General features: G+C 60.8%; 12 protein-coding genes. All 12 read right to left on the bottom strand.

Annotated elements, in window-relative coordinates:
* Positions 1 to 11: 11 nt before the first annotated feature.
* The 12 genes from FEE99_RS27895 to FEE99_RS27840 all read right to left on the bottom strand — a co-directional run bounded on the left by FEE99_RS27895 (position 12) and on the right by FEE99_RS27840 (position 18,047).
* Positions 12 to 311 (bottom strand): DUF2845 domain-containing protein, encoded by a 300-nt coding sequence (locus FEE99_RS27895; RefSeq protein ID WP_041477821.1) that lies wholly within the window; start codon positions 309 to 311, stop codon positions 12 to 14.
* Complete coding sequence (locus FEE99_RS27890; protein WP_041477822.1) at positions 308 to 3,259, bottom strand: DUF748 domain-containing protein; 2,952 nt, start codon at positions 3,257 to 3,259, stop codon at positions 308 to 310. Before FEE99_RS27890 ends, FEE99_RS27895 begins: the two co-directional genes overlap by 4 nt.
* Positions 3,260 to 3,481: 222 nt before the next feature.
* Positions 3,482 to 4,498, bottom strand: a complete 1,017-nt coding sequence (locus FEE99_RS27885; protein WP_041477823.1) for a class I SAM-dependent rRNA methyltransferase — start codon at positions 4,496 to 4,498, stop codon at positions 3,482 to 3,484.
* 135 nt (positions 4,499 to 4,633) lie between these two features.
* The gene (gene acs / locus FEE99_RS27880; protein ID WP_041477824.1) at positions 4,634 to 6,571 is read right to left on the bottom strand and encodes an acetate--CoA ligase; all 1,938 of its coding nucleotides are present in this window, start codon (positions 6,569 to 6,571) and stop codon (positions 4,634 to 4,636) included.
* 201 nt (positions 6,572 to 6,772) lie between these two features.
* The gene (pgi, locus tag FEE99_RS27875; RefSeq protein WP_016773160.1) at positions 6,773 to 8,437 is read right to left on the bottom strand and encodes a glucose-6-phosphate isomerase; all 1,665 of its coding nucleotides are present in this window, start codon (positions 8,435 to 8,437) and stop codon (positions 6,773 to 6,775) included.
* 358 nt (positions 8,438 to 8,795) lie between these two features.
* Entirely contained in the window at positions 8,796 to 9,656 is an 861-nt protein-coding gene (panC, locus tag FEE99_RS27870; protein WP_041477825.1) for a pantoate--beta-alanine ligase, read from the bottom strand.
* Positions 9,653 to 10,453 (bottom strand): 3-methyl-2-oxobutanoate hydroxymethyltransferase, encoded by an 801-nt coding sequence (panB, locus tag FEE99_RS27865; RefSeq protein ID WP_041477826.1) that lies wholly within the window; start codon positions 10,451 to 10,453, stop codon positions 9,653 to 9,655. Before panB ends, panC begins: the two co-directional genes overlap by 4 nt.
* 397 nt (positions 10,454 to 10,850) lie before the next feature.
* Positions 10,851 to 11,336 (bottom strand): 2-amino-4-hydroxy-6-hydroxymethyldihydropteridine diphosphokinase, encoded by a 486-nt coding sequence (gene folK / locus FEE99_RS27860; RefSeq protein ID WP_041477827.1) that lies wholly within the window; start codon positions 11,334 to 11,336, stop codon positions 10,851 to 10,853.
* Between the two features lie 3 nt (positions 11,337 to 11,339).
* Positions 11,340 to 12,740: a polynucleotide adenylyltransferase PcnB gene (locus tag FEE99_RS27855; protein ID WP_039761624.1), complete on the bottom strand. Its 1,401-nt coding sequence runs from the start codon at positions 12,738 to 12,740 to the stop codon at positions 11,340 to 11,342.
* A 733-nt stretch (positions 12,741 to 13,473) separates the two neighbouring features.
* Positions 13,474 to 14,910 (bottom strand): sigma-54-dependent transcriptional regulator, encoded by a 1,437-nt coding sequence (locus FEE99_RS27850; RefSeq protein WP_041477828.1) that lies wholly within the window; start codon positions 14,908 to 14,910, stop codon positions 13,474 to 13,476.
* Positions 14,911 to 14,932: 22 nt separating this feature from the next.
* Positions 14,933 to 17,887, bottom strand: coding sequence for a sensor histidine kinase (locus FEE99_RS27845; RefSeq protein ID WP_024014332.1), 2,955 nt, complete (start codon positions 17,885 to 17,887; stop codon positions 14,933 to 14,935).
* On the bottom strand, positions 17,871 to 18,047 hold the full coding sequence (locus FEE99_RS27840) for a hypothetical protein (RefSeq protein ID WP_003176118.1): 177 nt from the start codon (positions 18,045 to 18,047) through the stop codon (positions 17,871 to 17,873). Before FEE99_RS27840 ends, FEE99_RS27845 begins: the two co-directional genes overlap by 17 nt.
* Positions 18,048 to 18,052: the final 5 nt, after the last annotated feature.

The following is an 18,052-nucleotide window of genomic DNA, read 5'->3' as shown; positions in this document are numbered from 1 at the left end:
TTTTGCTCTTCTCAGTTACCGCGTTTGCTGTTGATCTGCCGCAAGCGATTACCTTCAAAGCGCAGGTACTGGTACATGCCGTTGTTCGGCCCGTAGGTCCATTCCTCGACCTGAAACTCTTCGCGGCGATTGGCACTGCGCTTGTAGCCGAGCACATCGCGGCTGACCGGCTCGCCGCATTTTTGCAGCACTTCGCTGGCGCGGTCGCCGAGGCTGATCAATTGGCTGCCGCAGCGCAATGTATCCGAAGCCGACGCATGGCCGGCGGCGCAGGTCAGAACGAGCGCCATCAACCAGTTACGCACGGTCATTCGGCATCCAGGTGCATTTGCGTCACCACGCGGCCGTCGCTTTCGGCCTCGCCGAGGTTGGCGTCGATGAAGTACACGCGGTCATCCTCGAGCTTGCCCTTGTCGACCAGGTAATCCTTGATGGTGCTGGCGCGGTCCTGGCCCAACTGTCGCAACAGCACGTCGCTGCCACTCCAGAACGCGATCACGCCCTGGCGCATTTTCGCCGTGCGTTCTTCTTTGCCGAGGTCTTTCCATTCTGCCGGTGGCTGGGTTTTCAAGCGGGTGCGGTAGATGCCTTCGAGCAACGCGCCTTTCTCGCTTTCGGGCACTTGCAACAGCGAGGCCTGGGCCGGGACTTTGTCGCCACGGCGCTGGAGCATCTTGTAGTAGTTGTACTGATATTCGCGTTCCAGACGTTGTTCGGCGAGCAGTGGCCCGTCGCTGCTCTTCGCGGCCGTGCCTTCGATCTCCAGGCGCAGCGCCGGACGTTCCTTGAGTGCCTGCGACAGTTTCACCAGCGCCGCTTCGGCGTCTTTGCTCAGATCGCTGGAGCCCGGCGCGAAGGACACCGTGCCAAGGTCTTCGGAGCCGCCGCCACTGACCAGCCCGCCGATCATCTTGAACGGCGCGGCGGCGGCTTTGACGATGAGGTTACGCAGGGTCTGCCAGACGATCGGCATCACGCTGAACTGTGGATTATTCAAGTCACCGGTCACCGGCAATTCGATGGAGATCTTGCCGTCGACGTCCTTGAGCAGGGCGATCGCCAGTTTCAGCGGCAGACTCACTGCATCAGGGCTGTCGACCTTCTCGCCCAGTTGCAGCTGCTCGACGACGACTTTGTTCTCGGCTTTCAGTTGGCCTTTGGTGATCAGGTAGTGCAGATCTAGGTTGAGCCGGCCCTTGCGGATGCGGTAGCCGGCGAATTTGCCGGAGTAGGGCGTCAGGGTCGTCAGTTCGACGCGCTTGAAACTGGTGGCGATGTCGAGGCTGGCCATCGGGTCGAACGGATTGACCGCGCCCTTGATGGTCACCGGCGCATAACGGTCGACCTTGCCTTTGATATCGACGCTGGCCGGCTTCGCCTGACGACTGTCAATGGTGCCGATCTGACCGTTGAGCTGCTGCACGGCGGTGGCGAAATTCGGCGTCAGGCTGAAGTCGGCGAAGTTGGCCGAGCCGTCGTTGATCGCGATCGCGCCGATGTGAATGCCCAGTGGTTTGTCCTTGCCGGCCGGTTTGGCTGCGGTGCTTTTTGCTCCGCTGTCGGCCGGTTGCGGGATCAGCAGGTCGTCGACGTTGGTGGTGCGATCGTCGTTGATCATGAAGCGCACATAGGGCTGCAACAGGTTGACCTTGTCGATCGACAGGCTGTCGCCGTGCTGATAGTTGATGCCGTCGACCACGACTTGCTGCCATTTGAGAAAATCGCGGGTCTTCAGCGTATCGAGGGTGTGCAGTTGATCGATCTGCGCGCGGCCGGTGACGCTGAGGGCCAGTGGTTCGGTGCTTTTCAGGTTGACCTTGAGGTCACTGCCGAGCATGCCGCTGCGCAGTTCCAGGCGAATGAACGGGTTGATATAGGACTGCGCGACACGCAGGTCGACGTCCTCGGTTTTCACGTTGAGCTGCGCGTTGACCGGGGCCAGATTGACCGTGCCGTCGGCGCTGATCTTGCCTTGCTTGCCCAGGCCGCTGTCGAGCTTGAGCTTGAAAGGCGAGCCGTTGAGGCTGTCGAAATCCTGCAGATCGACGTTCAGCGGGGTGATGTCCAGCGCTACTGCCGGTTGCGCCGAGCGGTCGGCGAGATGGACCGTGTAGTTGCGCAGTTGCACATCCTTGACCAGCACCTGCCATGGCTTGCTCGGCGCGCTTGGCTCAGGTTTCGGCGAGTCGGCGGCGGCCGGTGTATCCGCCGGTTCGGCAGCGGCTTTGGCAGCCGGTTTCGACGGTTGGCTGGCGAACAACTTCTGCCAGTCCAGTTGGCCGTCGGCTTCCAGCGCCGCCCAGGTTTCCAGTTTGTTGCTGCGGATCTTGCCGACCACCACTTGCTGCTTGGCCAGGTCCAGCGAGGTTTCGCTGACGTCGAGGCGTTCGAGCCTGGCCAGCGGACGTCCGTCCGGAGCCTTGATGGCGAACGGCGCAATGCTCACCGCGACGTTGTTCAGCAGCAGTTCGGTCTGTTTCGACAGGTTGAGTTTGTACTCAGTGCTGAGGCTGACCACGCCGTTTTCCAGCACCAGCGGCACGGCGTCACGCACGTATGGCCAGAAGGATTTCATCTGGCCATCGGTGACTTTCAGGGTGCCTTCGGAGGTGAACGGGATCAGGCTGAAATTGCCGGTCCAGTCGATCCGCCCGCCAGCGGGGCCGATGGCGACGAGGGTCATGTCGGCGCTGTCCTCGGGCAGGGTACTGAGGTTTTTCAGCTCGAAACTGAGGTCGTCGTAAAGAAATTCGATCGGCTCACTGGGCCGCATATCCTCGAAATGCACCACGCCGCCGGCCAGTTTGATGTTGTCGATACGCAGCGGGAATGGCTTGGCGTCGGGATCGGCGAGTGTCGGCTCGCTCGGCGGCAGGTTGAACAGGCCGAGCAGGTTGAGCTTGCCGTCCTTGGCGAAGAGGATTTCGCTTTTGGGTTTGTCCAGTTCGATGTCGGACAGATGCAGCGCTTTGGTCCACAGGCTGTCGATTTGCAGGTTGGCATAGAGGCGATCGAAGCCGACCTGCTCCTTGCCCGGCTCGCCGATCACCAGCCCCCACAGGGAAACTTCCAGGCTGAACGGGTTGAGTTCGATGCGCTGCAGATGCGCCGGCACCGTCGCGTAGTTCGCCAGTTGCTGGTTGGCCACGCGCAAGGCAATGCCCGGCAGGATCAGAAACCCCAGCAGGCTGTAGAGGGCCAGGGCTGTCAGCAGTGCGCCAATCGCGCGAATCAATCCTTTGGGCATGTGCGGCTTCATCTGTCTGAATCGGAGTGCCTTGGAGTATGGCACGCGATTCTGGTTCCGAAGTGCTTGATGTGGGACAGGATTGTTCAGAAATTTCTGTAGGAACAGATACCCATTGTAGGAGTGAGCCTGCTCGCGAATGCGCTGGTTCGGTGAAAAACAAGTCGACTGACACTGCGCTTTCGCGAGCAGGCTCGCTCCCACAGGGAAATGTAATCGCTCATGCCGGAGGGATCACAGCTGCAAGATCAGCGTCTTCAACGGTGGCTGCTGGTCCCGCGAGGGGAAGTCCGCACCCGGGGTCATCACGCTCCATTCGCGCACCGGGCGGCCGGCCTTTTCGGCGCAGCGCAGTACTTGTTCGCGCCAGTCGTCCATGCTGACTTTCGCCAGGTTGTTGCAGCAGATCAGTACGCCATTGTCGGCGGTGGTCAGCAGGGCCGGTTTGAGCAGGCTCTGATAATCGCGCAGCAGATCGACGGTGCCGAACGCACTTTTGGCCCACGCCGGCGGGTCGAGCAGGACCAGATCGTATTGGCGCTGTTCGAGGCGCTGATAGCTCGGCAGCTTCTGCCCGCGCCGCTGGCTGATCGGCAGGCCAGCGAGCTGGCGGATCGCCGGGAAGTAATCGGACTGAATGAATTGCATTGGCGGCAGCTGCGGATTGAGCAGGCCGTTCTCGCGCCCGACCGCCAGATTGCCTTCGGCAAAGTCCAGGTTGCACACCTCGCGCGCACCACCTGCCGCTGCACTGAGACCAACGCCACAGGTGTAAGCGAACAGGTTGAGCACACTTTTGCCTTGCGCGTGATCCTTGACCCAGCCACGGGTGTTGCGCAGGTCGAGGAACAGCAGCGGATCCTGCCCGGCATGACGCCCGCGCACGCGGTAGTTCAGGCCCCATTCATGCCCGACCATATCGGCCAGTGCAGCGTCATCGGCTTTATAGACGCTGTCCTCGCGATCGATCCGCGAATTGCCACGAGAGCGGTCGTTGTAGACCAGCAGGGTGTCGAAGCCCAGCGTCTGGTTGACCATGGCGTGCAGTTGCAACAGATCATCACGTTCTAGCGTCTGGTGAAAACTCTGTACCAGCAGTTGCGGGCCGTAGCGGTCGATGGTCAGGCCGCCGGCGCCTTCCTGGCTGCCGTGGAACAGCCGATAGCAATCGGTGCCCTGGCTGTGCAGCGCAGCGAGCAGGTCCTGGCGTTGATCGAGGGCGGCGCGCAGCGCCTGATTCAAGGAAGACATGCGGGCGCCTTGCTGAAAAAACGCGAAGCTTAGCAGTCGGGGAGCTACAAGCGGCAAGTTTCTAGCTGCAAGCTAAAAGCGAAAAGCTGCGCGGACCGCTTTAGCTTGCAGCTTGTAGCTAGAAACTTGCAGCTCTCAAGTATTGAGCCGCTTGTCGACGAGGTCCTGCACCACGCTTGGGTCTGCCAGGGTCGAAGTATCGCCAAGGCTGTCGAGCTCATTGCAGGCAATCTTGCGCAAAATCCGCCGCATGATCTTGCCCGAACGGGTCTTTGGTAGCGCCGGCGCCCACTGGATCAGGTCCGGTTTGGCGAAGCTGCCGATCTCCTTGCTGACATGCGCCAGCAGGTCTTTCTTCAGCTCTTCGTTGGCCTCGGTGCCGTTCATTGGCGTCACGAATGCGTAGATGCCCTGGCCTTTGACGTCGTGGGGATAACCGACCACGGCGGCTTCGGCGATGCTGTCGTGCAGCACCAGGGCGCTCTCCACTTCGGCGGTGCCGATGCGGTGGCCGGAGACGTTGATCACATCGTCGATGCGTCCGGTAATCCAGTAATCGCCGTCCTCGTCACGGCGGGCGCCGTCGCCGGTGAAGTAATAGCCGGGGTAGGGTTTGAAGTAAGTGTCGATCATCCGCTGCGGATCGCCGTAGACGCTGCGAATCTGCGCCGGCCAGCTGGATTTGATCGCCAGCACGCCGCTGCCGGCGCCTTTGATTTCCTTGCCGGCTTCGTCAAGCAATACCGGTTGCACGCCGAACATCGGTTGCGTCGCGCACCCCGGTTTGATCCGTTGGGCGCTGACCAGCGGGCTGAGCATGATGCCGCCGGTTTCGGTCTGCCACCAGGTGTCGACGATCGGGCAGCGCTGTTCACCGACGGCATTGAAATACCATTCCCACGCTTCCGGGTTGATCGGCTCACCGACGCTGCCGAGCAATCTGAGGCTGGCGCGCGAAGTTTCCTTCAATGGTCCGGCGCCTTCGCGCATCAGCGCGCGCAGGGCGGTGGGTGCTGTGTAGAAAATGTTGACCTTGTGCTTGTCGATGACCTGCCAGAAGCGCGAACTGCTCGGGTAGCTCGGCACGCCTTCGAACATCAGTGTGGTCGCACCGTTGGCCAGCGGCCCGTAGACGATGTAACTGTGGCCGGTGACCCAGCCGACGTCGGCGGTGCACCAGAACACTTCGCCGTCGCGGTAGTCGAGCACATATTTGAAGGTCATTGCCGCTTGCAGCAGATAGCCGCCGGTGGTGTGCAACACGCCTTTGGGTTTGCCGGTGCTGCCGGAGGTGTAGAGGATGAACAGCGGATCTTCGGCGTCCATCGGTTCTGGGGGGCAGTCGTCGCTGACCTCGCGCACCGCCTGGTGGTACCACAGGTCACGGCCCTCGACCCAGTCGACCTGGCCCTGAGTGCGCTCTACCACCACCACGGTGCTGACGTTCGGGCAGCTTTGCAGGGCTTTGTCGACGTTGTTTTTCAGTGGCACGAAGCGGCCGCCACGTACGCCCTCATCGGCGGTGATCACGGTACGGCAGTCGGCGTCGAGAATTCGATCACGCAGGGAATCCGGGGAAAATCCGCCGAACACCACCGAATGAATCGCGCCGATTCGCGCGCAGGCGAGCATGGCGTAGGCGGCTTCGGGGATCATCGGCATGTAGATGCACACCCGGTCGCCTTTCTTCACGCCACGGCTTTTCAGCACGTTGGCCAAACGGCAGACGTGGTGATGGAGTTTGTTGTAAGTGATCTGCGCCGATTCGGCGGGGTCGTCGCCTTCCCAGAGCAGGGCGGTCTGCTCGCCGCGTTGCTTGAGGTGACGGTCGATGCAGTTGTAGCTGACGTTGAGCTTGCCGCCGGCAAACCAGGCGGCTTCTCCGGTTTTCAGGTCATAGCGCTGAACGGTCTGCCACGGCGTGCTCCAATCGAGGAAACGCGTGGCCTGCTCGGCCCAGAAGGCGCTGGGGTGTTCAATCGATTCGCGGTACAGGCGCCGATACTCGTCCTGACTCAACTGAGCTGCCTGGCGCACGGCATCGGCTTTGGGGAACGTGCTGATATCGAACATGACGGTTCCTTATTCTTGTGGTGCGACACGAATAAAGATGCGCCGAGCGCTGCACAGGTTCAAGTCATGTGCCAAAACAACTGTGGGAGCGAGCCTGCTCGCGAAGGCGCAGTGTCAGTCAACGAAGGTGTTGAATGACGAACCGCTTTCGCGAGCAGGCTCGCTCCCACAGGGGAACAGCGTTCTGCCCGAAGGCTTTTATTAGCCGCGATGGCGCCCGCGGAAGTAGTTGATCAGGCCTTGAGTCGAGGCATCGTCAGCCACGGTCTCGTCGCTGCCGACCAGACGGTTGTATACGCCTTTGCCCAATTCCTTGCCCAGCTCCACACCCCACTGGTCGAAGGCGTTGATGCCCCAGACCACGCTTTGCACGAACACTTTGTGCTCATACATCGCCACCAGGGCGCCAAGGCGACGCGGGCTGATGCGTTCGACTACCAAGGTGTTGCTCGGACGATTGCCCGGAATCACCTTGTGCGGCGCCAGTTTGCGCACGTCGTCTTCGCCCATGCCTTTGTCGCGCAGTTCGGCTTCAGCTTCCGGCAGGGTCTTGCCGAGCATCAGCGCCTGGCTCTGCGACAGGCAGTTGGCGTACAGCCACTGGTGATGATCGGAAACCGGGTTGAAGCTGACGATCGGCACGATGAAGTCGGCCGGGATCAGTTGGGTGCCCTGGTGCAGCAACTGGTGATAAGCGTGCTGGCCGTTGCAGCCGACGCCGCCCCAGATCACCGGGCCGGTATCGGTCGACACCGAGGTGCCGTCCTGACGCACGCTCTTGCCGTTGGACTCCATGTCCAGCTGTTGCAAGTGCTTGGTGATGTTGCGTAGATAGTGGTCGTACGGCAGGATCGCGTGGCTTTGCGCACCCCAGAAGTTGCCGTACCACACGCCGAGCAGGGCCAGCAACACCGGCATGTTCTGTTCGAACGGCGCGGTCTGGAAATGCTGGTCCATGGTGTAGGCACCAGACAGCAGTTCCTTGAAGTTGGACATGCCGATGGCCAGCGCAATCGGCAAACCAATCGCCGACCACAGCGAATAACGCCCGCCGACCCAGTCCCACATCGGGAAGATGTTTTCTTCACGGATACCGAAGGCCACAGCGGCGGCGTTGTTGCTCGATACGGCGATGAAGTGGCGATACAGCTCGGCTTCCGAGCCGCCCTGTGCCAGGTACCAGGCGCGTGCGGCCTGCGCGTTTTTCAGGGTTTCGAGGGTGTTGAACGACTTCGACGAAACGATGAACAGCGTGGTCTCGGCGCGCAGTTTCTGCGTCAGCTCATGGAATTCGCTGCCGTCGATGTTTGCCAGATAGTGGCAACGTACGCCTTTCTGCGCGTAGGACAGCAGTGCTTCGGACACCAGCTCAGGGCCGAGGAACGAGCCGCCGATGCCAATGTTGACCACGTCGGTGATCGGCTTCTCGGTGTAACCGCGCCACAAGCCATCGTGAATGCGGCCGACCAGATCGGTGATCTGGTTCAGCACCTTGTGCACCTCCGGCATCACGTTGACGCCGTTGACCGACAATTTGTCGCCGACCGGGCGGCGCAGGGCGGTGTGCAGTGCCGGGCGGCCTTCGGAGGCGTTGACGATTTCGCCGTCGAACAGCGCCTTGATCGCGCCCTTCAGATCGACTTCATTGGCCAGGCCCACGAGCAGGTTGCGGGTCTCGGCGTTGATCAAATTCTTCGAATAGTCGAGAAACAGACCGCAGCTGCTGAGGGTGAACTGATTGAAACGCTGCGGATCGGCGTTGAAGGCTTCGCGCATGCTGAAATCCTGCATGGCTTGGCGGTGGTCTTTCAACGCTTGCCAGGCGGGCAGAGCGGTAACGTCGTGAGGAGTGCGGTAGTACGCCATCGCTGCGGTTTTCCTTTTTACTTGAACGGCCTTTTGAACACGGTACAGATCAACCACGAGTTTTAGCGCATGGGATCAACTGCGTCGACACGAGATCTGGACACAGGGCGAATACAGTAAACCTCGCGCTGCGTTCTGTCTTGACTTTGTCTGACCAGATCCCTGTACTTTTTTAACATCCGCAGAGGAATCTGGCCGACAAACGGAGGTGCCCGGAAGACTTTCGCCCAACCGGCATGCACCGAAAACACTTGTGGGAGCGAGCTTGCTCGCGAAGGCGTGGTGTCAGGCAACTTATAAGTCGCTGATACACCGCCTTCGCGAGCAGGCTCGCTCCCACAGGGAAATTCGTTGCTGCTTAAATCGGGCTATCGAGATTCAGGTGCAGGTTGTCGATCAATCGCGTGGTGCCGAGGAACGCCGCTACCAGAATCACCAGATCGCGATCTTCCGCCGTCGCCGGACGCAAGGTCAGGCCATGACGGATTTCCAGATAATCCGGACGCAGACCCGCTGCTTCCAGTACCTGCAACTGTGCAGCGATCAACGCCGGGTAATCACGCTCACCTTGCTTGATCGCTTCGGCAATGCTGCTCAGCACGCGATACACCACCGGCGCCACGGCGCGCTGGTCTTCACTGAGGAAGCCGTTGCGCGACGACAGCGCCAGACCGTCCGCAGCACGTACGGTTGGCTCGCCGATGATCTGGATCGGCATGTTCAGGTCATGCACCAGTGCGCGGATCACCGCCAGTTGCTGGTAATCCTTCTGGCCGAAAATCGCCAGGTCCGGCTGGACCATATTGAACAGCTTGCTGACCACCGTCGCCACACCTTCGAAGTGTCCCGGACGGCTGGCACCACACAGGCCTTCAGAAAGTTGTGGCACGCTGACCCGGGTTTGGCCGGCCATGCCGTCCGGGTACATCTCTTCAACCGTCGGCGCGAAGAGCAGGTCGCAACCGGCTTCGAGGAGCTTTTCCTGATCGGCGGCGAGGGTGCGCGGGTATTTGTCGAGGTCTTCGCCGGCGCCGAACTGCAGCGGGTTGACGAAAATACTCGCGACGACGAAATCGACTCGCTGGGTAGCTTTGGTGATCAGTGCGACGTGGCCGCTGTGCAGGTTGCCCATGGTCGGCACGAAGCCGATGCGCTTGCCTTCACTGCGCGCGCGGGCGACGGCGGCACGCAGTTCGCGTACGGTTTTGACGGTGTTCATGCAGAGAATCCGTGTTCGATGCCGGGAAACGTGGTGGCTTTGACTTCGCTGACGTAAGCCTTCAGCGCGGCCTGGATGCTGTCCTGACCTTGCATGAAGTTTTTGACGAATTTGGGGACGCGGCCGGTGATCGACAGGCCGAGCATGTCGTGCAATACCAGTACCTGGCCGTCGGTGGCGTTGCCGGCACCGATACCGATCACCGGAATGCCCACGGCCTGGCTGATTTCTGCCGCCAGTTCGCTCGGCACGCACTCGAGCAACAGCATGGCCGCACCGGCCTGCTCCAGCGCGATCGCATCGGCACGCATCTGCCGCGCCTGGTTCTCATTGCGGCCCTGCACCTTATAGCCACCGAGGATGTTCACCGCTTGCGGGGTCAGGCCCATGTGCGCGCACACCGGCACACCGCGCTCGGCGAGCAGGCGGATCGACTCCGCCAGCCACAGCTGACCCTCAACCTTGACCATGTGCGCGCCGGCCTGCATCAGCATGGCGCTGTTGTTCATGGTCTGTTCGAGGGTGGCGTTGGCCATGAACGGCAGGTCGGCGAGGATCAGGGCATCGCCATTGCCACGCTTGACGCTGGCGACGTGATAGGCCATTTCCGCCGTGGTCACTGGCAGGGTGCTGTCGTGCCCCTGCAGGACCATGCCCAGGGAGTCGCCGACCAGCAGCACTTCGACACCGGCCTCATTGCAGGCATGGGCGAAGGTCGCGTCATAGCAGGTCAGCATGGTGATTTTTTCACCTTTCTGCTTGAGGCTCTGGAGCGTGGTCAGGGTGATGGCTGGCATGTAAAAAATCCTCGTTCAGGCGCTCTGGAAACTGCTGCGAGTCACGCGCGTGATTCTTCATCTACTCAGGCGCACGGTCTTGTGTCGTGCTTTGAAAGGCCTGGATTGCGCCCGTTCATGCCGGGTTGGCGGCAGCGGGACGCCTATAGTCGTGATGAGCCAACAGGAAGTCAATTGCGTGTGTTACCGCCTTGTTACGCGGGCGGTGTTACCGGCGTTACTGATGCGATTCAGCGGCGCGGCAGGCCTGATTGGGGGGATTTTTGTCTGACAAAAACTGAATGTTGAACGCTGCATTTTGTAGGAGCTGCGGAACGCTGCGATCTTTTGATCTTGATTTGAAAGATCAAAAGATCGCAGCCTCGTTTCACTCGACAGCTCCTACAGGGGATTTGTGTCAGGCGTGGGAGAGGCGTTCAAGGCCGACAAACGGGCAGGCGGCCAGCAGGTCTGTCAGCGTGCGGCCATCGGCAAGACGCAGATCCTGCGGTGCCAGTTCAGCGAGGGGATAAAGAACGAACGCCCGCTCCTGAATCTGGTAATGCGGGACTTTCAGCCGTGGCTCATCGATCAGGCGATCGCCGAACAGCAGAATATCCAGATCCAGGGTGCGTGGCCCCCAGCGCTCCAGACGTTCGCGGCCCTGAGCGTTTTCGATCGCCTGCAAGGCGTCGAGCAACTCGATCGGTGCGAGCGAGCTGTCGAGGGCGGCGACAGCGTTGGTGTAGCGCGGCTGGCCCGGCAACAGTGAATCGCTTTGATAAAAGGCTGAAACGCCGGCAAGACTCGTCTGCGGCAATTGCCCCAGCGCCGCGATGGCGCTGCGCAACTGGTCGGCCGGGTCAGCGAGGTTGCTGCCCAGACCAATGTAGATGCGTTCCATCGCTTACTCGCCCGTCGCGCTCGAGGCGCCGGCGCGCTTGCGCTTGGAACCGCCGCTGCGGCGACGTTTGCGTGGCGCGCCGCTGGCATCGTCACCCTTGCCGCTGAGGTCGCGGATCATGTCGCGACGCTCGCTGTCGTTGGCGTCCTGATAATCGGTCCACCATTCGCCGAGGCCATCGGTCTCCTCGCCGGCGCTTTCGCGCAGCAGGAGGAAATCGTAACCGGCGCGGAAACGCGGGTTGTCCAGCAACAGATCGGCGCGTTTGCCACTGCGCCGTGGCAGGCGTTCCTGCATGTCCCAGATTTCGCGGATCGGCATGGTGAAGCGCTTCGGAATCGCGATGCGCTGGCATTGTTCGGCGATCAGCTCGTGAGCGGCTTCCTGCATCGCCGGAATCGGCGGCATGCCACGTTCCTGCAGACGCAACACGCGGGCCGGCAGTGCCGGCCAGAGCAGGGCGGCAAACAGGAACGCCGGGGTCACCGGTTTGTTCTGCTTGATGCGCAGGTCGGTGTTGGTCAGTGCTTCGCTGATCAAGGTATGGGTGTATTCCGGATTGTATTCCAGCGCTTCGGCACTGGCCGGGAACAGCGGGGCGAACAGTTGCAGATCAACCAACATTTCAAAGGTGATCGCGCCGTGCCCGGAGAGGAACAGCTTGAGCACTTCTTCGAACAGCCGCGCCGAAGGAATCTCGCGCAGCATCGGCGCCAGCTCACGGATCGGCTGCACGGTGTGCTTCTCGATGCCGAAGTTGAGCTTGGCGGCGAAACGCACGGCCCGCAGCATGCGCACCGGGTCTTCCTGGTAACGCTGCTTCGGGTCGCCGATCAGACGGATCAGGTGATTGCGAATGTCGTGCACGCCATTGGCGTAATCGAGAATGCGCTCGCTGACCGGATCGTAATACAGAGCATTGATGGTGAAGTCGCGGCGTTGCGCGTCTTCTTCCAGGGTGCCGTAGACGTTGTCGCGCAGAATGCGCCCGCTCTCGTTGCGCGAAGACTGGTTGCTGTCTTCCTCGTCTTCGTTGACCGGGTGATTGGCGCGGAAGGTCGCGACTTCAATGATTTCGCGACCGAAATGGATGTGCACCAGTTTGAATCGGCGACCGATGATCCGCGCATTGCGGAATTCGGCACGGACCTGCTCGGGGGTGGCGCTGGTGGCGACGTCGAAATCCTTGGGCGTGATGCCCAACAGCATGTCACGCACGCAACCACCGACCAGATAAGCCTGGTAACCGGCACCTTGCAGGCGTTCGACGATATTCACCGCATAGCGGCTGAACTGCGTTTTCTGCAGCGAATGTTGGCCGCTGTTGAGCACTTCAGGGGTGCTGCGGATGTGTTGCGTACGACGCACGGGAGTTCGGAATGACTGGAACAGCTTCTTCAGCATGGGATGCACTGTTTGAAGGAATGTTCGGCCATACCAAAAGAATGACCGCATGATGGGCGCAGATTCTAGCATTTAGTCGGGGGATGGTGTAGGACGCAGCAGATATGAGCTGCAAGCCGCAAGCTGCAAGGGTCGAACGAGGGAAACAGGGGGATTTCAGCGGGGAGAGAAACTACAAGGGGAGCCGAAGCTCCCCAAGAAGTAGTTGCGTGCTCTTTTTATTATTGATTCGGGCTTCTTGTTTTTGTTGAGTGCCCTCGCCACGAAGTGTTTCCTTCGTGACCCTCCCAATCGGGAGCCAAGAGCAAACGGATTGCTTTGGTCGCTGAATTGCAGTGATCTGTCGATCCAACCAGTACAGGCTCTGTCTTAGGACAGTTTTTGTTGTTCTCGGCCTGGTCGTGGGGCAAGCCCCAAATACAACGCCTCTCCAAAAGAATCAGTTAGCTGCGCCTCTCGCCGTCTTGTTTTTATTGTGCGTGAGTCGATTCGTCTTATTTTTATTGTCTTGTGCATTGCTTGTTATTGTTCTTGTACCAAACATATAGCAGGGTGCGTGCCAACTTTTGTCTTGCCCAGTAAAACAAGGGGTTAGGTCGATATAACCGTTTTGCAGGGGCGAAAAAAAGCCGGGGTTTCGTTACCGATAACCCCGGCTTCTGTTACGTGAATCGACTGCGGTAACAGTTTTTTCACATTGTCATGCGTTACCCGCGCACGCGGTGGGTAACGCTCAGCTCTCGCTGGCGACCCCGGTCTTGCGTCGTGGAATGCCCAGACGCTGGCGGCGTTCCCACAGGCATTTGCGGCTGACGCCCAGTTTGCGTGCCAGTTCGGTCTCGGTCATGTGGTCCTGATGCTCGAGGACGAAGTGCTGGAAATAGTCTTCCAGCGACAGATCCTCGGTCGGCTCATGGCTGCTGTTGCTGGCGTTACCGCCGGTTTGCGGCGGCAGACCGATGAACTCGTCGTCTTCCAGATCGCTCAGCTCGATGTCGATGCCCAGCAGGTCGGCCGAAATCTCCGGGCTTTCGCTGAGAATCACCGCGCGCTCAACCGCGTTTTCCAGCTCACGCACGTTACCCGGCCACGAATAGTGCCGGATCGCCTGTTCAGCGTCGGCAGCGAATTTCAGGTCGGTGCGATTGATCCGCGCGCTCTGGCGAGCGAGGAAGGCATTGGCGATTTCGTTGACGTCGGCGCCACGCTCGCGCAGCGGCGGCAGCTTCAGGGCAATCACGTGCAGACGGTAATAAAGGTCTTCACGGAACTGGCCGATTTTCGCCAGGCTCTTCAGATCTCGGTGCGTTGCAGCGATCAGGCGCACATCGACTTTCTGCGACTGCACCGAACCTACGCGGCGGATCTCGCCCTCCTGCAGAACCCGCAGCAAGCGAGCCTGGGCTTCGAGGGGCAGTTCGCCGATCTCATCGAGGAACAGGGTGCCGCCGTCCGCCGCTTCGACCAGACCGGCGCGACCGGCGCTGGCGCCGGTGAACGCGCCTTTCTCGTGGCCGAACAGTTCGGACTCGATGAGGCTTTCCGGAATCGCCGCGCAGTTCACCGAAATCATCGGCGCCTTGGCGCGTTTCGACAGATTGTGCAGGGCGCGGGCCACCAGTTCTTTACCGGTGCCGGACTCACCCTGAATCAATACGTTGGAATCGGTTGGCGCGACCTTGCGGATCTTGCTGTACAGGTCTTGCATCGGCGGGCAGGAGCCGATGATGCCGATTTCGCCATTGCTGTTATCCACAGCGGCTTTGCCATTGCCGGCGGCAGGCTTGCTCGCCGTGGTTTCGCCGGCAGCTGGCGCCGACTGACGATCACGCAGGATCCGCGCAACCGCCTGGAGCATTTCATCGTGGTCGAACGGCTTGGCGATGTAATCGACCGCGCCCATTTTCATCGAGTCGACCGCCGAGCGCAGGCTGGCGTAACTGGTCATGATCAGCACCGGTGTGCCCTGGCCGAGCTTGATCAGCTCGGTGCCCGGAGCGCCCGGCAGGCGCAGGTCGCTGACGATCAGATCGAACGTAGGAATGGTGAAGCGTTCTTGTGCTTCCTGCACTGATCCGGCTTCGCTGACCTGGTACTGGTTGCGTTCCAGCAGGCGGCGCAAGGCGGAGCGGATGATGGTTTCGTCTTCGACGATCAAAATGTGCGGCATTGATTCGATACTCTCGACGGTCTCAGTTCACAGCGGACGTCGCTTCGACATGACGCGGTAAGGTCACCCGGATACGGGTGCCGCGTTGGCTTTGTACATCAGCCGGGCTGTCGATGGTGATTTGTCCATAATGCTCTTCAACGATGGAATAGACCAGTGCAAGGCCCAGACCGGTGCCTTCACCCGGATCCTTGGTGGTGAAGAAAGGTTCGAACAATCGGTCCATGATGCTCGACGGAATACCACTGCCTTCGTCTTCGACGATCAGATCGACCGTGTGTTCGCCGGCTTCGCTCTTGACCCGTACCGCACTGTGCGGCGGCGAGGCGTCGCGGGCGTTGGAGAGCAGATTGATCAGCACCTGGGCAAGCCGTTGCGGGTCGCCTTCGACCCAATGATCGGGATCGCACAGGTTGTAGAACTGCACTTCGAAATTGCGCCGGTTCAGCGCCAGCAGGCCGATGGCATCCTGCGCGACTTCGGCCAGACACACCGGTTCGTCGTTGTGCTGATGACTGCCGGCATGGGCGAAGCTCATCAGCGACTGGACGATGCGCGAGACGCGTTTGGTCTGCTCGAGAATCTGCCCGCTGATTTCCGTCAGCTCACCGTCGTCTTCGCGCTCTTCGCGCAGGTTCTGCGCCAGGCAGGCGATGCCGGTGATCGGGTTGCCGATTTCGTGGGCCACACCCGCTGCGAGTCGGCCGATGCTGGCCAGGCGTTCGGAATGCACCAGTTTGTCTTCGAGCATCTGCGTTTCGGTCAAATCCTCGACCAGTAACACCAGGCCACTGTTACCCGGGGCCAACGGCTCGTCGATTGCCGCTTTGTGCAGATTCAGCCAGCGGGTCTGACCATCGAGCGCCAGATGCTGTTTGTGCAAATGCTCGTCGGGCAGGTTGATGAAGCCTTGCAGCAACTCTTTCCACGGGTTGGCGATGGTACTCAGGCGCGAACCGACCACTCGCTGCGCGGCGATGCCGGTCAGCTCTTCCATGGCCTTGTTCCACATCAGGATCTCCTGATCCTTGGCCAGCGAGCAGACGCCCATCGGCAGTTCCTGCAAGGTCTGGCGGTGGTAGCGGCGCAGGGCGTCGAGTTCGGCGGCCAGGCCGGTGAGGCGCGAGTGATAATCCTCGAGACGGCTTTCAATGAAGTGAATGTCTTCGGTGACGTAGTTTTCGCCGCCAGCCTTGTAGGGCAGGAAGGTTTCCACCATATCCTGCGCAACGCTCGGACCCATCAGGCCGGACAGGTTGGCCTCGATGCGGTCGCGCAACCGGCGCAAGGCATACGGCCGGCGTTCATCGAAGGGCAGATACAGATCGCGCAGCGCTTGCTCGACCTCTTTCTGCGCAGCCTTGGCACCGAGCGGCTTGGCCAGTTGCGTGGCAAATTCCTGCGGCGAAGCGGCGTGCAGCTCGCGGCGTTGCGGGCGGCGCACGTTGTCCACGGCGCAGGCTTCGGCGGCGCTGGCTTCTTCCGGGCTGGCGTTGGTGAACAGTGAGATCAGGGTGAACATCAACACGTTGGCGGCCAGCGAGGCGATGGCCGCCATGTGCCAACTGGTGTCGTCGAGCACGTAGATCATGTTCAGCAGCGGGATATAGAAACCCTGCAGATTGCCGACCAGCGGCAGCAACATGGTCACCACCCAGACCGTGATCCCCGCCAGCAGCCCGGCAATGAAGCCACGGCGGTTGGCGGTCGGCCAGTACAGCACCGAGAGCACCCCAGGCAGAAACTGCAGGGTCGCAACAAAAGCGACGATGCCGAGGTTGGCCAGATCCTGCTCGACGCCGAGCATCAGATAGAAACCGAAACCGGCCATGATGATCGCCACGATCAGCGCCCGGCGGGTCCATTTCAGCCAGCGGTAGATGTTGCCCTCGGCCGGCGGCTGATAGAGCGGCAGCACCAGATGGTTCAGCGCCATGCCCGACAAGGCCAGGGTGGTGACGATGATCAGGCCACTGGCGGCGGACAGGCCACCGACGTAGGCAAGCAAGGCCAACGGTTTGCTGTTGGCGGCGATGCCGATGCCGAGGGTGAAATATTCCGGGTCTGTGGTGGCGCCGAGTTTCAGCCCGGCCCAGAGAATCAGCGGTACGGCAAGACTCATCAACAGCAGAAACAACGGCAGGCCCCAACTGGCGCTGACCAGCGAGCGCGGGTTGAGGTTTTCCGTAAAGGTCATGTGATACATGTGCGGCATCACGATCGCCGAGGCGAAGAACACCAGCAGCAGCGTGCGCCACGGGCCTTCCTGCAACGGCGTGTGCAGGGCGGCGAGGGCCGTCTGGTTTTGCAGCAGCCACAGTTCGAGCTGTTGCGGGCCGTCGAATACGCCATACAGCGCATACAGGCCAACGCCGCCGAGGGCGATCAGTTTGATGATCGACTCAAAGGCAATCGCGAACACCAGCCCTTCATGTTTTTCGCGCGTGGCGATATGCCGGGAACCGAAGAAGATTGTGAACAGAATGATCAGCGCACAGAACGCCAGCGCCACGCGGCTCTGCACGCGTTCGCCGGTGAGGATGCCGATCGAGTCGGCCACTGCCTGAATCTGCAGGGCAAGCAATGGCAAGACGCCAATCAGCATGAAAATCGTGGTCAGCGCGCCGGCCCAGGTGCTGCGAAAGCGGAAGGCAAACAGATCGGCCAGCGACGACAGTTGATAGGTGCGGGTGATCTTCAGGATCGGATAAAGCAGCACCGGCGCCAGCAGGAATGCACCGGACACGCCGAGATAACTGGACAGAAAGCCGTAACCGTACTGATAGGCCAGGCCCACCGTGCCGTAGAACGCCCAGGCGCTGGCGTAAACCCCCAGCGACAGGGTGTAGGTCAACGGGTGGCGAATGATCGCGCGCGGGATCATGCCCCGTTCGCTGACCCAGGCAACGCCGAACAGCGCCGCCAGGTACGCGGCGCTGATCAGGATCATCTGGGTCAGGCTAAAGCTCATCGGCATCTTTTTGGCTCTGCAGGATGAAGGTCACGACAATCAGGATCAGCCAGAGCAGATAAGGGCGATACCAGGCGCCCGTCGCGTCGATCCACCAATCCATGATGGCGGGGGAGAACAGGTAGATCCCGACGACCAAAAGCAGGACCAAGCGATAGATGTACATCCCGG

Source organism: Pseudomonas sp. ef1 (assembly GCF_007293365.2).
Classification (GTDB): Bacteria; Pseudomonadota; Gammaproteobacteria; order Pseudomonadales; family Pseudomonadaceae; genus Aquipseudomonas; species Aquipseudomonas siliginis.
This window is presented reverse-complemented; position numbering and strand designations above follow the sequence as displayed.

Excerpts from the sequence above, each read along its gene's own strand:
- FEE99_RS27895 (WP_041477821.1), bottom strand. The coding sequence starts at position 311 with ATGACCGTGCGTAACTGGTTGATGGCGCTCGTTCTGACCTGCGCCGCC.
- FEE99_RS27890 (WP_041477822.1), bottom strand. The coding sequence starts at position 3,259 with ATGAAGCCGCACATGCCCAAAGGATTGATTCGCGCGATTGGCGCACTG.
- FEE99_RS27885 (WP_041477823.1), bottom strand. The coding sequence starts at position 4,498 with ATGTCTTCCTTGAATCAGGCGCTGCGCGCCGCCCTCGATCAACGCCAG.
- acs (WP_041477824.1), bottom strand. The coding sequence starts at position 6,571 with ATGTTCGATATCAGCACGTTCCCCAAAGCCGATGCCGTGCGCCAGGCA.
- pgi (WP_016773160.1), bottom strand. The coding sequence starts at position 8,437 with ATGGCGTACTACCGCACTCCTCACGACGTTACCGCTCTGCCCGCCTGG.
- panC (WP_041477825.1), bottom strand. The coding sequence starts at position 9,656 with ATGAACACCGTCAAAACCGTACGCGAACTGCGTGCCGCCGTCGCCCGC.
- panB (WP_041477826.1), bottom strand. The coding sequence starts at position 10,453 with ATGCCAGCCATCACCCTGACCACGCTCCAGAGCCTCAAGCAGAAAGGT.
- folK (WP_041477827.1), bottom strand. The coding sequence starts at position 11,336 with ATGGAACGCATCTACATTGGTCTGGGCAGCAACCTCGCTGACCCGGCC.
- FEE99_RS27855 (WP_039761624.1), bottom strand. The coding sequence starts at position 12,740 with ATGCTGAAGAAGCTGTTCCAGTCATTCCGAACTCCCGTGCGTCGTACG.
- FEE99_RS27850 (WP_041477828.1), bottom strand. The coding sequence starts at position 14,910 with ATGCCGCACATTTTGATCGTCGAAGACGAAACCATCATCCGCTCCGCC.
- FEE99_RS27845 (WP_024014332.1), bottom strand. The coding sequence starts at position 17,887 with ATGCCGATGAGCTTTAGCCTGACCCAGATGATCCTGATCAGCGCCGCG.
- FEE99_RS27840 (WP_003176118.1), bottom strand. The coding sequence starts at position 18,047 with ATGTACATCTATCGCTTGGTCCTGCTTTTGGTCGTCGGGATCTACCTG.